The 15,082-nt window shown below is 60.4% G+C and carries 11 protein-coding genes; 10 read left to right on the forward strand and 1 reads right to left on the reverse strand.

Annotated features, from left to right (window positions below; genetic code table 11):
• Positions 1-69: 69 nt before the first annotated feature.
• The 10 genes from EAH78_RS29725 (at position 70) to trpE (ending at position 12,554) form a co-directional block, all read left to right on the forward strand.
• A complete protein-coding gene (locus tag EAH78_RS29725; protein ID WP_140671646.1) occupies positions 70-2,466 on the forward strand; it encodes a PAS domain-containing sensor histidine kinase in 2,397 nt (798 codons plus the stop codon).
• Positions 2,467-2,517: 51 nt separating this feature from the next.
• Positions 2,518-3,159, forward strand: coding sequence for a response regulator (locus tag EAH78_RS29730; protein WP_172825925.1), 642 nt, complete (start codon positions 2,518-2,520; stop codon positions 3,157-3,159).
• Positions 3,160-3,526: 367 nt separating this feature from the next.
• Positions 3,527-4,651, forward strand: a complete 1,125-nt coding sequence (locus tag EAH78_RS29735) for an ABC transporter ATP-binding protein (protein WP_140671649.1) — start codon at positions 3,527-3,529, stop codon at positions 4,649-4,651.
• 48 nt (positions 4,652-4,699) lie between these two features.
• Entirely contained in the window at positions 4,700-5,743 is a 1,044-nt protein-coding gene (locus EAH78_RS29740) for an ABC transporter substrate-binding protein (protein WP_140671652.1), read from the forward strand.
• A 196-nt stretch (positions 5,744-5,939) separates the two neighbouring features.
• Complete coding sequence (locus tag EAH78_RS29745) at positions 5,940-7,187, forward strand: ABC transporter permease (RefSeq protein WP_140671654.1); 1,248 nt, start codon at positions 5,940-5,942, stop codon at positions 7,185-7,187.
• Between the two features lie 12 nt (positions 7,188-7,199).
• On the forward strand, positions 7,200-8,024 hold the full coding sequence (locus EAH78_RS29750; protein ID WP_027926741.1) for an ABC transporter permease: 825 nt from the start codon (positions 7,200-7,202) through the stop codon (positions 8,022-8,024).
• A 221-nt stretch (positions 8,025-8,245) separates the two neighbouring features.
• The gene (locus tag EAH78_RS29760; protein ID WP_140671656.1) at positions 8,246-9,394 is read left to right on the forward strand and encodes an iron-containing alcohol dehydrogenase; all 1,149 of its coding nucleotides are present in this window, start codon (positions 8,246-8,248) and stop codon (positions 9,392-9,394) included.
• Between the two features lie 117 nt (positions 9,395-9,511).
• On the forward strand, positions 9,512-10,186 hold the full coding sequence (gene rpe / locus EAH78_RS29765) for a ribulose-phosphate 3-epimerase (RefSeq protein WP_027926743.1): 675 nt from the start codon (positions 9,512-9,514) through the stop codon (positions 10,184-10,186).
• Entirely contained in the window at positions 10,183-11,001 is an 819-nt protein-coding gene (locus tag EAH78_RS29770) for a phosphoglycolate phosphatase (RefSeq protein ID WP_140671658.1), read from the forward strand. The genes rpe and EAH78_RS29770 overlap by 4 nt, the downstream gene beginning before the upstream one ends.
• A 71-nt stretch (positions 11,002-11,072) precedes the next feature.
• Positions 11,073-12,554: an anthranilate synthase component I gene (gene trpE, locus EAH78_RS29775; protein ID WP_140671660.1), complete on the forward strand. Its 1,482-nt coding sequence runs from the start codon at positions 11,073-11,075 to the stop codon at positions 12,552-12,554.
• Positions 12,555-12,763: 209 nt separating this feature from the next.
• Here the strand turns inward: trpE and estP are convergent, their stop codons facing one another.
• Positions 12,764-14,674: an esterase EstP gene (estP, locus tag EAH78_RS29785; RefSeq protein ID WP_140671662.1), complete on the reverse strand. Its 1,911-nt coding sequence runs from the start codon at positions 14,672-14,674 to the stop codon at positions 12,764-12,766.
• Between the last annotated feature and the right edge of the window lie 408 nt (positions 14,675-15,082).

Genomic DNA, 15,082 nt, shown 5'->3' on the forward strand with positions numbered 1-15,082 from the left:
TATTCCAGGCCAGAAGTGATTCCGGCAGCCTAATGGGTTAGTCAGTGTTTGTCAGTGTGTGAGACTTCGATGATGCGTTTTCGCTGCCTGTGGGTTATCGGCTGGTTGTGGTTTCCCTTGATGGGGTGGGCGGCGTCCGCGCCACCGGGGCATGCCGCGGCCTTGTCACCTGAGCAACAACAATGGCTCGCCGCCCATGACGAATTGCGCGTCGGCGTGGTGTTGCAGGCGCCTTATGCTCAATACGATCGCCGCTTGCAGCGTTTGTCCGGAGTCAACGTCGAGCTGATGAAGTGGCTGGCCAGTGCGCTCAAGGTCGAGCTCAGCTGGCGCAATTTCCCGGACGTCGCGCAACTGGAAGACGCCGCGCGCGAGGGTGAAATCGACATCGCCGTCGGCCTGACGCAAACCCCGGCCGGTTTGCGCCTGTGGCAATTTACCGACCCGTACATGCGGGTTCCGCAACTGGTGGTCAGTGATGAAAAGGGCACCGGTGTCGTGGAGCTGGAGAAACTCGACAGCCAGACCCGCGTCGCGGTGCGTATGCCCAGTGCGACCGCCGATTATCTGCGCAGCAACTTTCCGCATCTGAACCTGCAAGGCGTCCCCATCGAGCGCCAGGCGCTGCAATTGTTGCTCAGTCAGCAAGCCGGGTACGCCGTGGTCGACGAGGCGCAACTGGGGCGTTTGTCCGCCGAACCGGAGTTCGCCGGGCTGGTCGTGGTGGGCGACATCGGCCTGCCGCAATTGCTGCGCGTGGCTACTCGCCGGGATTGGCCGGAACTGGCCGGTATTGTCGAAAGCGCGCTACGGGCAATCCCGGCCAAGGACCTGGAACAACTGCACAACCATTGGCTACAACCCAAGTATCCGAGACTGACCGAATCCCCGGGGTTCTGGCAAAACCTGTGCCTGCTGTTCGCCGTCATGCTGTTGAGCAGCATGGCCATCGTGTTTTGGCAGCGGCGTCAGCAACACAGTCTGGAGGCGCGTCTGTTGGCCGCGCGTGAAGACATTGCGTTGCGCGAGGCCAGCGAAGAGGCGCTGCGCCTGACGCAGTTTTCCATCGATCAGAGCACCGTCGGCATTCTCTGGGTCAACTGGGACAGCCATGTGCGCTACGCCAACCGTGCCGCCGAAAACATGCTCGGCTATGCGCCAGGCGGAATCATCGATCGGCCGCTGATCGACTTCGAACCCGGCCTGCACATGGACCGCTGGTTGAATCTGTGGAAACGCGCACGGGCCAGTGACGACGGACCGCAAAGTTTCGAAACCCACTGCGTGCGGGCCGATGGCAGCATTTTGCCGACGGATGTCTCGTTGAGCTTCATGCGCTTTCGTGAGGGTGAATACCTGGTGGTCTACCTCAACGACGTCACCGAACGCCGTCGCGCACTGGCCGCGTTGCAGGAAAGCGAGGCGCGGTTACAGGGGATCGCGGCCAACGTTCCGGGACTGGTCTTTCGCCTGGAGCGCGCGCCGGTGACGGGACAGATCGACTTTGCCTACATCAGTGAAGGCAGTGAAACCCTGGTCGGTTACTCGCCGGCCACCCTGGCCCATCGCGACAAAGGCCTGCGCAGTCTGGTGCACCCGGACGACAAGGCCAGCTATCACCAGACGCAGGACCGTGCTCTGGACACCGACAGCGACTGGTCGTGGCAAGGCCGGATACTGACCCGTTCGGGCGAACAACGCTGGGCCGAGATCAAGGCCATCACCCGTAGGCTTGATGATGGCGCTTACGTCTGGGACGGTATCGTCTGGGACATCAGCGAGAGCAAGCGCATTGAACTGGAACTGGCCAGCTCCCGTGAACAGTTGCGTGAATTGTCGGCGCACCTGGAAAGCGTGCGGGAAGAGGAAAAGGGGCGCATCGCCAGGGAGGTTCATGACGAACTGGGCCAGATGCTGACCGTACTCAAACTGGAAACGTCCATGTGCGAACTGGCCTACGCCCAACTCGACCCAGGCCTGCACGAACGCTTGAACAGCATGAAGCGCTTGATCGCTCAGCTGTTCCAGTTGGTGCGCGATGTGGCCACGGCGTTGCGACCACCGATTCTCGATGCCGGCATCGCTTCCGCCATCGAGTGGCAGGCTCGGCGTTTCGAGGCGCGCACGCAGATTCCGTGTCTGGTGCAGGTGCCGGAGAATCTGCCGGTGCTCAGCGATGCCAAGGCGATTGGCTTGTTCCGGATCCTTCAGGAAGCCCTGACCAACGTCATGCGCCATGCCCAGGCGCATACTGTTGAACTGTCGCTGGCGCTGGAGGGCGACGAGTTGTGTCTGACGGTCAGTGATGATGGCGTAGGATTTGTTCCCGCGACGGGAAGGCCGACCTCCTTTGGGGTCGTGGGCATGCGTGAGCGGGTGTTGATCATGGGTGGGCGGTTGTCGCTTGAGAGTGAGCCGGGGGAGGGCACGACCCTGAGTGTGCGGGTGCCGCTGGATGCAGTCTGATTTTTTGTAGCGCCTTTGCTCGCGATAGAGCTTGGCTCTGAAATAAAAAGAATGGAGAAGAACGTGATCCGTGTACTGGTAGCCGAAGACCACACCATCGTCCGTGAAGGCATCAAACAGTTGATCGGCCTGGCCAAGGACCTGCTGGTGGTGGGGGAGGCGAGCAATGGTGAGCAGTTGCTCGAAACCTTGCGGCATGTGCCGTGCGAGGTGGTATTGCTCGACATCTCCATGCCAGGCGTCAATGGCCTGGAAGCGATCCCGCGGATTCGTGCGCTGAACAATCCGCCCGCCATCCTCGTGTTGTCGATGCACGACGAAGCGCAAATGGCCGCGCGGGCGTTGAAGGTCGGCGCAGCGGGTTACGCGACCAAGGACAGTGATCCGGCGCTGCTGCTGACCGCGATTCGTAAAGTGGCGGCAGGCGGGCGCTACATCGACCCGGACCTCGCTGACCGCATGGTCTTCGAAGTCGGCCTGACCGACTCCCGACCGTTGCACTCATTGTTGTCGGAACGAGAGTTTTCGGTGTTCGAACGCCTGGCCCAAGGCGTCAACGTCAATGACATCGCCCAGCAACTGGCCCTGAGCAGCAAAACCATCAGCACTCACAAGGCGCGGCTGATGCAGAAGCTCAACATCACCTCGCTGGCTGAACTGGTGAAGTACGCGATGGAACACAAACTCCTCTAAAACCCACCACTGTCCAATGTGGGAGCGGCGGTGCGACGATTCGACTTGCTCGCGAAGGGGCCATGTCAGTCGACATCAATTTCGCCTGATCCACCGCTTTCGCGAGCAAGCCCGCTCCCACAGGTTTTTTGGTGGCTTGTCTGTTTGCGACATCCACTAACTCCGTGGTCACCGGTTCCTGCGGCTTGCAGCCCGCCGCCTGTCGCAATACCCGATCCACATATCCATCCCCGCCATCCTTGTAGGGCAATCCCTACCCCAAACCTTCCATCCCGCTGAGGCGATTCTCTCTTGCGCCCCGATTTGCGTGGTCGGCAGTGTCCACTAGGCTTAGTCCACAGCAGTCATCAACAACAAAGGTGTGGGTATGAGCCAGGTCGATTCAAACGCAGGGGCCAGTGACATTCTGGTCAGCTTTCGTGGAGTGCAGAAAAGCTACGACGGCGAGAACCTGATCGTCAAAGACCTCAACCTGGACATTCGCAAAGGCGAATTCCTCACTTTGCTCGGGCCGTCCGGCTCCGGCAAGACCACCAGCCTGATGATGCTCGCCGGCTTCGAAACACCGACCGCAGGCGAAATTCTGCTGGCCGGGCGTTCGATCAACAACGTGCCGCCACACAAGCGTGACATCGGCATGGTGTTCCAGAACTACGCGTTGTTCCCGCACATGACCGTCGCCGAGAACCTCGCGTTCCCGCTGACCGTGCGCGGCCTGAACAAGAGCGACGTCAGCGACAAGGTCAAAAAAGTCCTGAGCATGGTCCAGCTCGATGCCTTTGCGCAGCGCTATCCGGCACAACTGTCCGGCGGCCAGCAACAGCGTGTGGCCCTGGCCCGTGCATTGGTGTTCGAGCCGCAGCTGGTGCTGATGGACGAACCCCTCGGCGCACTCGACAAGCAACTGCGCGAACACATGCAGATGGAAATCAAACACCTGCACCAGCGCCTGGGCGTGACCGTGGTCTATGTGACACACGACCAGGGCGAAGCCCTGACCATGTCCGACCGCGTTGCCGTGTTCCACCAGGGCGAGATCCAGCAGATCGCACCGCCGCGCACCCTCTACGAAGAACCGAAAAACACCTTCGTCGCCAACTTCATCGGCGAGAACAACCGCCTCAATGGGCGCCTGCACAGCCAGACCGGTGATCGCTGCATCGTTGAACTGAGTCGCGGTGAAAAAGTTGAAGCGTTGGCGGTCAATGTCGGCAAGACCGGTGAGCCGGTCACGCTGTCGATTCGTCCCGAGCGCATCAGCCTCAACGGTTCCAGCGAGTCATGCGTCAACCGCTTCTCAGGGAGGGTGGCGGAATTTATCTATCTGGGCGATCACGTCCGGGTTCGCCTGGAAGTCTGCGGCAAGACCGACTTCTTTGTGAAACAACCGATTGCCGAGCTCGATCCCGCGCTGGCTGTCGGCGACGTGGTACCGCTTGGCTGGCAGGTCGAACACGTTCGCGCGCTCGATCCACTTCTAGAGGCGCATTAATCGCCCCGGCAATACCAACACCAACCCTGCACGTGGAGAGAACAATAAATGTTGAGATCCCTGAAATTCACCGCCCTGGTCATGGGCATGATCGGTGCGGCACATGCGATGGCGGCGGGCCCGGACCTGACCGTGGTGTCCTTTGGCGGGGCGAACAAGGCTGCGCAGGTCAAAGCCTTCTACGCACCGTGGGAAGCGGCAGGCAACGGCAAGATCGTGGCGGGCGAGTACAACGGCGAAATGGCCAAGGTCAAAGCCATGGTCGACACCAAGAGCGTGTCCTGGGACCTGGTAGAAGTTGAATCGCCAGAACTGTCCCGTGGTTGCGACGAAGACATGTTCGAGCAGCTGGATCCGAAGCTGTTCGGCAAAACCGAAGACTACGTCAAAGGCGCTATCCAGCCGTGCGGCGTGGGTTTCTTCGTGTGGTCGACCGTGCTGGCCTACAACGCCGACAAACTGGCTTCCGCGCCAACCAGCTGGGTGGATTTCTGGGACACCAAGAAATTCCCGGGCAAGCGTGGCCTGCGTAAAGGCGCCAAGTACACCCTGGAATTCGCTCTGATGGCCGACGGCGTGGCGCCCAAAGACGTCTACAAAGTGCTGGCTGGCAAAGATGGTCAGGACCGCGCATTCAAGAAACTTGATGAGCTGAAGCCAAACATCCAGTGGTGGGAAGCCGGTGCACAACCGCCGCAGTACCTCGCCTCCGGTGACGTGGTCATGAGCTCGGCCTACAACGGCCGGATCGCTGCCGTGCAGAAAGAAAGCAATCTGAAAGTGGTGTGGAACGGCGGCATCTACGACTTCGACGCATGGGCGATCCCAAAAGGTCTGGACAAGGCACGCGCTGAAGCGGCGAAGAAATTCATCGCGTTCTCGGTGATGCCGCAGCAGCAGAAGACCTACTCGGAAAACATCGCTTACGGCCCGGCCAACACCCTGGCCGTACCGTTGCTGTCCAAGGACGTGCTGAAAGACATGCCGACCACCCCGGAAAACATCGCCAACCAGGTGCAGATCGACGTCAGCTTCTGGGCTGACAACGGCGAGCAACTGGAGCAGCGCTTCAATTCCTGGGCTGCGAAGTAACCAGAGGGCTCGCCCTCTTGTGAGGGCGAGCTTTTGTGGCGAGGGGGCTTGCTCCCGCTTGAGTGCGCAGCACTCACAAAATTGGAAGTTGTCAGCAGAATTTTGGGGCCGCTTCGCAGCCCAGCGCGAGCAAGCTCGCTCGCCACAAAAGTTCGCTCCCACTTTAATGATCGTTTAAAGATTTCCGGAGTACGCCATGGCCACCGCCATTCCCCTGAACGCGGGCACTGACCCCACCTTGAAGCAGCGACTCAGGCACGCCGAGCGGATCAACCGCTGGAAGGCCCAGGCCTTGATCGCGCCGCTGGTGCTGTTTCTGTTGCTGGTGTTCCTGGTGCCCATCGTGGCGCTGCTCTACAAAAGCGTGGGTAACCCGGAAGTGGTCGGCGGCATGCCGCGCACTGTCTCGGCCATCGCCAGTTGGGACGGCCGAGGCCTGCCCGCTGAACCGGTTTACAAAGCGGCCAGCGAAGACCTCGCCGAAGCCCGCAAGAATCAAACCCTGGGCGATTTGTCCAAGCGCCTGAACATGGAGTTGGCCGGCTACCGCAGCCTGCTGACCAAAACCGCCCGCGCATTGCCGTTCGCCACCGAGCCGGCTTCTTATAAGGAAGCGCTGGAAGGTCTCGATGAGCGCTGGGGCGATCCGGCCTACTGGCAAGCGGTACGCCGCAACGTCAGCAGCATCACGCCTTACTACCTGCTGGCGGCGGTCGATCATCGTATCGATGACCTCGGCGAAATCGCCCCGGCCACACCTGACCAGGCGATCTACCTCGACATCTTCGCCCGGACCTTCTGGATGGGCTTGATCATTACCGTGATCTGCCTGCTGCTGGCGTATCCGTTGGCTTACCTGCTGGCGAACCTGCCATCGCGTCAAAGCAACCTGTTGATGATCCTGGTCCTGCTGCCGTTCTGGACCTCGATCCTGGTGCGTGTCGCCGCGTGGATCGTGTTGCTGCAATCGGGCGGGCTGATCAATAGCGGCCTGATGGCCATGGGCATCATCGATAAACCGCTGGAGCTGGTGTTCAACCGTACCGGCGTCTACATCTCCATGGTGCACATCCTGCTGCCGTTCATGATTCTGCCGATCTACAGCGTCATGAAAGGCATCTCGCCGACCTACATGCGCGCCGCGATTTCCCTCGGCTGCCACCCGTTCGCCAGCTTCTGGCGGGTGTACTTCCCGCAGACCTATGCTGGTGTCGGCGCCGGTTGCCTGTTGGTGTTCATCCTCGCCATCGGCTACTACATCACCCCGGCCTTGCTGGGCAGCCCGAACGATCAGATGGTCAGCTACTTCGTCGCCTTCTACACCAATACCAGCATCAACTGGGGCATGGCGACCGCGCTCGGTGGGCTGTTGCTGTTGGCGACCGTGGTGCTTTATCTGATTTACAGCTGGCTGGTGGGCGCCAGTCGCCTGCGCCTGAGCTAAGGGGAGAACGAAATGCTGAGTCCTTATATGTCGCCCGTTGAGCGGGTGTGGTTCTACAGCTTGCGGATTCTCTGCGGCTTGATCCTGTTGTTCCTGATTCTGCCGGTGCTGGTGATTATTCCGTTGTCGTTCAACTCGGGTAGTTTTCTCGTGTACCCGTTGCAAGGTTTTTCGTTGCACTGGTACCAGGACTTCTTCGCCTCGGCCGAATGGATGCGCGCCCTGAAGAACAGCATCATCGTCGCCCCGGCGGCGACGGTGTTGGCGATGGTCTTCGGTACGCTGGCGGCGATTGGCCTGACCCGTGGTGATTTTCCTGGCAAGGCGCTGGTCATGGCGCTGGTGATTTCGCCGATGGTGGTGCCGGTGGTGATCATCGGTGTGGCGAGTTATCTGTTCTTTGCCCCGTTGGGGTTGGGCAACAGCTTCTTCTCGCTGATCGTGGTGCACGCGGTGCTGGGTGTGCCGTTTGTGATCATCACGGTGTCGGCGACCTTGCAGGGCTTCAACCATAACCTGGTGCGCGCCGCGGCAAGCCTGGGTGCATCGCCACTGACCGCGTTTCGCCGGGTGACCTTGCCGCTGATTGCGCCGGGCGTGATTTCGGGGGCGCTGTTTGCCTTCGCGACGTCGTTCGATGAAGTGGTGGTGACCTTGTTCCTCGCCGGTCCAGAGCAAGCGACCTTGCCTCGGCAGATGTTCAGCGGGATCCGCGAAAACCTCAGCCCGACCATCGCCGCTGCAGCGACATTGCTGATCGCCTTCTCGGTGATCCTGCTGCTGACCCTGGAATGGCTGCGCGGTCGCAGCGAAAAACTGCGCACCGCCCAGGTCTAAGCCACACACAGTAGAAATGTGGGAGCTGGCTTGCTCGCGAAAGCGGTCTGACATTCAACACCAATGTTGGCTGTAAAGGCCCCTTCGCGAGCAAGCCCGCTCCCACATGAGATTTATGGTGTTTTCGGGATCTGCGTTCATTCATTGCCTGAATAGCAGACAAACCCCAATCCCCAGCTACTATTGTGCCCAGCTCCCCTACCTATAAGAGGCTGCGCACGATGAGTCTTTCCTCTTTCAAAATTGCTCACAAACTGATCACCGGCGCAGGTGCCATCGAGCAGCTCGCCGCTGAACTGACCCGTCTGGATGTCGATAACCCGCTGATCGTGACCGACGCAGCGCTGGTCAAGTCCGGCACGGTCGAACTGGCGCTGGCGCATCTGGGAGACCGGAGTTACGAGATTTTCGACCGGGTGCTGCCGGACCCGGAAATCGCCATCGTCGAAGACTGCATGCGGGTGTATCGCGACGGCGGGCATGACGGCTTGATCGGTCTGGGCGGCGGCAGTGCCATCGACATCGCCAAGAGCGTGGCGGCGTATGCCGGTTACCACGGTGCGCTGGAAGATTTGTTTGGCATCAATCAGGTGCCGCGCAAAGGTCCGCCGCTGATCGCGATTCCGACCACCGCTGGCACCGGCTCTGAAGTCACCAACGTGGCGATCCTTTCCGACAAGGTCGCGCAGTTGAAAAAAGGCATCGTCAGCGACTATCTATTGCCGGACGTGGCGCTGGTCAGTCCGCAAATGACCCTGACCTGTCCGCGCAGTGTCACCGCCGCCAGTGGCGTCGACGCGCTGGTGCACGCCATCGAATCCTACCTGTCGGTCAACGCCTCGCCGATCACCGACGCCCTGGCCATCGGCGCCATCAAGCTGATCGCCAAGGCGCTGCCCAAGGCCTATGCCAATCCGTCCAACCTGCAAGCCCGCGAAGACATGGCCACCGCCAGCCTGATGGCGGGCATGGCGTTCGGCAATGCCGGGGTCGGCGCGGTGCATGCGCTGGCGTATCCGCTGGGCGGACGTTTCAACATCGCCCACGGTGTCAGCAACGCCTTGCTGCTGCCCTATGTCATGACCTGGAACAAGATGGCCTGTGTCGAGCGCATGCAGGATATTGCCGAGGCCATGGGGGTGAAGACCGCTCATTTGAGCGCCAACGAAGCGGCGGACAAAGCCGTGGAGGCGATGACCGCTCTGTGTGCAGCGGTAGAAATCCCGTTGGGCTTGCGCAGTTTCGGTGTTCCCGAAGACGCCATCCCGGCCATGGCCGCAGAAGCGGCGGGGATCGAACGTCTGATGCGCAACAACCCACGCAAATTGAGCGCCGTCGATATCGAGAAAATCTACCGGGCGGCGTACTAGAGCGCTGCCAGCGCAAATTGATCGAAGGCAGCCCCAATCATCGCGGTCACAGTGCGCGCGCCAAACTATGAGGTATACAATGCGCGCCATCGTGATTCTGCTCAAAAAAGGTGCGTCATGCAGCCCTTCGTCATTGCTCCGTCGATTCTCTCCGCCGACTTCGCCCGCCTGGGTGAAGAAGTGGACAACGTCCTGGCCGCCGGTGCCGACTTCGTGCACTTCGATGTCATGGACAACCACTACGTGCCGAACCTGACCATCGGCCCGATGGTGTGCGCGGCGCTGCGCAAGTACGGCGTGACCGCGCCGATCGACGCGCACCTGATGGTCAGCCCGGTGGACCGCATCGTCGGTGACTTCATCGAAGCCGGCGCGACCTACATCACCTTCCACCCGGAAGCCTCGCAGCACGTCGACCGTTCCCTGCAACTGATCCGCGAGGGCGGTTGCAAGTCGGGCCTGGTGTTCAACCCGGCGACCCCGCTGAGCGTGCTCGAATACGTGATGGACAAGGTCGACATGATCTTGCTGATGAGCGTCAACCCGGGCTTCGGCGGGCAGAAATTCATCCCCGGCACCCTCGACAAACTGCGTCAGGCGCGGGCCTTGATCGATGCGTCCGGGCGTGACATCCGCCTGGAAATCGACGGCGGCGTGAACGTGAACAATATTCGTGAAATCGCTGCGGCGGGCGCGGACACCTTCGTGGCGGGCTCGGCGATTTTCAATGCGCCGAACTATCAGGAAGTGATCGAGAAGATGCGCGCCGAACTGGCGCTGGCTCGCCCATGAGTGGTTTTGAGCAGCTGTTCCCGGGGCGTCTGCCGCGGCTGGTGATGTTCGATCTGGATGGCACGCTGATCGATTCGGTCCCGGACCTCGCAGCGGCCGTGGATCACATGCTGCTCAAGCTGGGCCGCAAACCCGCCGGCATCGAGTCGGTACGGGAATGGGTCGGTAACGGCGCACCGATATTGGTGCGCCGTGCGCTGGCGGGTGGCATCGAGCACTCGGCGGTCGACGACGTCGAGGCTGAACACGCGCTGGAGATTTTCATGCAGGCCTATGGTGCGAGCCATGAGCTGACCGTGGTTTACCCCGGTGTGCGTGACACCTTGAAGTGGCTGCACAAGCAAGGCGTGGAAATGGCGCTGATCACCAACAAGCCGGAACGCTTCGTTGCGCCGCTGCTGGATCAGATGAAAATCGGCCGCTACTTCAAATGGATCATCGGCGGCGATACCTTGCCGCAGCAGAAACCTGACCCGGCCGCGCTGTTTTTCGTGATGAAAATGGCCAACATTCCGGCTTCGCAATCCTTGTTCGTCGGCGATTCGCGCAGCGATGTGCTGGCGGCGAAAGCGGCGGGGGTCAAGTGTGTGGCGCTCAGTTATGGCTACAACCATGGTCGGCCGATTGCCGAGGAATCGCCGGCGCTGGTGATCGACGACCTGCGCAAACTAATTCCCGGTTGCCTGGATCCGGCCGCTGAGATAACGTTGCCCGACGCTGTTCAACCCCCTGCTGGAAACGCCATCGTGGTGGTCACTCGCAAACTCTGGATGAAAGTCATCAAGGCCCTGGCCCGCTGGCGTTGGCGCGCCTGACTTGTTCCTGGCCGGCGTACCGGCGCGTTTGCATACCTGACTGTTAGACCCTCAAGCCACGAGGCTACCCCATGATCCGCGAAGAATTCCTGCGTTTGGCCGCTGCCGGCTACAACCGCATCCCGCTTGCCTGCGAAACCCTGGCTGACTTCGACACGCCGCTGTCGATTTACCTGAAACTGGCCGACGAGCCAAACTCCTACCTGCTGGAATCGGTTCAGGGCGGGGAGAAGTGGGGCCGTTACTCGATTATCGGCCTGCCATGCCGCACCGTGTTGCGGGTGCATGACCATCACGTCAGTGTGACCGTCGACGGCATCGAAACTGAAAGCCACGATGTCGAAGACCCACTGGCGTTCGTCGAAACCTTCAAGGCCCGTTACAACGTGCCGACCATCGCCGGCCTGCCGCGTTTCAACGGCGGCCTGGTGGGGTATTTCGGTTATGACTGCGTTCGGTATGTGGAGAAGCGCCTGGGCAAATGCCCGAACCCGGATCCACTGGGCGTGCCGGACATTCTGCTGATGGTCTCCGACGCGGTGGTGGTGTTCGACAACCTCGCCGGCAAGATGCACGCGATTGTGCTGGCCGACCCGGCGCAGGCCGGCGCTTTCGAACAAGGCCTGGAACGTCTGGAAGAACTGCTGGAAAAACTCCGCCAGCCGATCACGCCGCGCCGTGGCCTGGATTTCAGCAAGCAACAGTCGGCTGATCCGGTATTCCGTTCGAGTTTCACCCAGGACGATTACGAAAAAGCCGTCGACACCATCAAGGAATACATCCTGGCCGGCGACTGCATGCAGGTCGTGCCGTCCCAGCGCATGTCGATCGACTTCAAGGCTGCACCGATCGATCTGTACCGGGCGCTGCGCTGCTTCAACCCGACCCCTTACATGTACTTCTTCAACTTCGGCGACTTCCATGTCGTCGGCAGTTCACCGGAAGTGCTGGTGCGGGTCGAAGACAACCTGATCACCGTGCGCCCGATTGCCGGCACCCGTCCACGCGGGGCCAACGAAGAGGCCGACCTGGCGCTGGAAAAAGACCTGCTGTCCGATGACAAGGAAATCGCCGAGCACTTGATGCTGATCGACCTCGGCCGTAACGACACCGGTCGGGTCTCGGAAATCGGTTCGGTGAAGCTCACCGAGAAAATGGTCATCGAGCGTTATTCCAACGTGATGCACATCGTGTCCAACGTCACCGGGCAATTGAAGGCCGGGCTGACGGCGATGGACGCGTTGCGGGCGATCCTGCCGGCGGGTACGTTGTCCGGTGCGCCGAAGATTCGCGCAATGGAAATCATCGACGAACTGGAACCGGTGAAACGCGGCGTCTACGGCGGTGCGGTCGGATACTTTGCCTGGAACGGCAACATGGACACCGCGATTGCGATCCGCACCGCGGTGATCAAAAACGGTGAACTGCACGTGCAGGCCGGTGGCGGCATCGTGGCCGACTCCGTACCGGCGCTGGAATGGGAAGAAACCCTGAACAAACGCCGCGCGATGTTCCGTGCCGTGGCCCTGGCCGAACAAACCCCGGACACCTGAACCTGTGGGAGCGAGCCTTTGTGGCGAGGGGGCTTGCCCCCGTTCGGCTGCGCAGCAGTCGTAAAACCAGGCGACTCGATAAATCTGTAAGAGTGCGAGGGGCCGCTCCGCGACCCAACGGGGGCAAGCCCCCTCGCCACAGTTAAGTATTCAGCACCATAAAAAACGCGGTGCCTGTGAAGGCACCGCGTTTTTTATGGCCGATCGATTTAGAAGTCCAACGCAACCCCTAAGTTGATCCCCTGCTGGGTAAAGTCGTCATCCTTGCGAATGTTGTAGCTGGCGCGCAGTGCCAGTTCCTTGGTGAGGTTGTGGCTCACCCCCAGGTTCACCCGGTTCAGGTTGGTTTGCGGGGTGTAGCCTTCCAGCGTGAACTGGTTGTTTGGCAGGCTGTTGAGGTTGATCGCCACGTCCTGGGTGTCGTCGTTGTACTCACGTTCGTGGGCCACTTCGCCAAATACCTGGGTTTGTGGGGTGATCTGGTATTTACCCTGCAAACCAATGCCCAATCGACGGGAAATACTTTCCTGATCGCCAAAAGTCAGCGCAGTAGAATCATTGCCGTCCTCTGTATAACCATCGACTTTCACCTTGGAGAAGTCAGCGCTGACAAACGGCGACAGGTGCCAAGGGCTGCTGGCTTGCTGTGCAATGTCGTAACCGATGCGAGCGCTGAAGGCTTCGACGAAGCCACTGGTGTCGCCTTTTTCGCTGCGTTCATTGGCGCCCAGCTGGAATTTACGCTTGAGGCTGTCGTAATCCAGGTGTCCGGCGGTCAACGCCATGTCCGCCCAGATGCGGTTTTGTTGGTACTGGGCGAATGCGGTACCCAGGTAAGTGTTGAGCTTGTAGTCGGAGTCGTTAGTCCCGGCTTCGAGTTTCTGGTTATAGAAACCGGCCGCTACGCCCACGCGCCAGGCATCGTCGAGGCGATAGCTGCCGCCAATGTTCAGGTTGTAACCATTGCCGTCGGCGCTCGTGACGCTGTCCTGACCATCAAAGTCCTGATGCTGGCCACCGCCGGAAACAATGGCGCGCCACTGACCAACGTCCTGCCAATTCTCCCAGTCGGCCAGCCATTGGTTGCGCAGTTCATCCTGGTGCGCGCGCAAGGTGCCTTGGGCCATTTGCGGCAGCAGCGTCATCTCCCACGGCGCTGACAACAGCGAATAGGCGTAATCGGCAATCAGGCGTTGCCCGGCTTCGGTCGGGTGGACCGAGTCGTTGTAGATCAGCTTGGTCGGGTCGGGAGTGGCGCTGTTGATCCCGTAACGGGCGTTCTCGGTGCAGCCGCTGCCGCTGAAGCAGGTGGCGGTCAGGTTCTGGTCGGTCGCCAGGCCGAACTGCGCCGGGTTGGCGAACGCCTCTTTGAGAAGCACCGGAATATTGAGCGGGATGATTTCTGCATTGATGTTCTGCAGTCGGCTGACCAACTCAGTGTTGAACTGGGCGCTGAGCTGGGAGGTGAACGCTTGCAGCGGGGAGCCGTTGAACGCTGGGGTGAAGCCGATATCCGGCAGCAGCCAGACCATGACGTATTTTGCGCCAGCGGTTTGCAGCGTCTGTACGCTATCAGCCAATCGGTCGGCGGCGGCACTGGCCTGCGGCAGGCTGGTGACGCGGCCCTGCAGGAAGTCGTTACCGCCACCCGACAGGTAATACAGCGCGTTCGGGTCAGCGCGGAAGTTGTTCGACGGCAGGTACCCGGAACGCACGCGATCACCGGTGTCGGACGTGGTGGTGATCGAATCGAGAATCTGATCGGTGCGATAACCGCCGACGGCCCAGTTGTTGCCATCGGGCTGGCCATTGCTGGCGCGCACTGCCGAATTCGATGACGCGGTCTGGTCTGCGGTGTACCCCAGTTTTCCACCCAGTATTTGCGTGGAGTTGAGCGAGCGGACTTCGCCGCTGCCATCCAGGTAAACCGGCCCCGTCCGGTTGGTGTAACGCTGAGTGGAACCAGCAGGCCCACCGGTGTCGGCAAAAGTACCCGCATCGTTGAGGCTGTCGCCGAAGACGACGAAATTGGTGTAGGGATTCGGTGCGGCGTACGCCTGAGCGCAGGCCATGGCGAGCAAGCATCCTGCGAGCGGTACAAACAACGTCTGTTTGATCATGAGCAAGTCCGTTTATTTATTGTTTTAGGAAAACGAAACGACAGTACCAAAAACTTTCGGCCTTTTGCCATCCGTCGCGAAGCCTTTGAGAGTTTCGCGAGCGGCAGCCCCGGCCATATTGCACGCTCTGCCCAGCTAAGTTACTGTGCCGAGACGTATGAATGAGACCTTCCCCGTGTTGATCATCAGTAAACTCCTGGATCAAGTCATCAAGGCACACGCCCGCTGGCGTTGGCGCGCCTGAATTCTTTTGCCGGCCTCGCCGGACCTGTACCGCTTTGCCTTCGTTACCTGTTTGAAATGCCGCTTTGCTGGCGCTACCCCGGCACCTGACAAAGCGCAGCGCTCTGCGGGTCAATCATTCGAAGGCTGTCTTTAAAGTCAGTGAATTCAAGAGGTTCAAAAACG

Source organism: Pseudomonas arsenicoxydans (assembly GCF_006438915.1).
Taxonomy (GTDB): Bacteria; Pseudomonadota; Gammaproteobacteria; order Pseudomonadales; family Pseudomonadaceae; genus Aquipseudomonas; species Aquipseudomonas arsenicoxydans_A.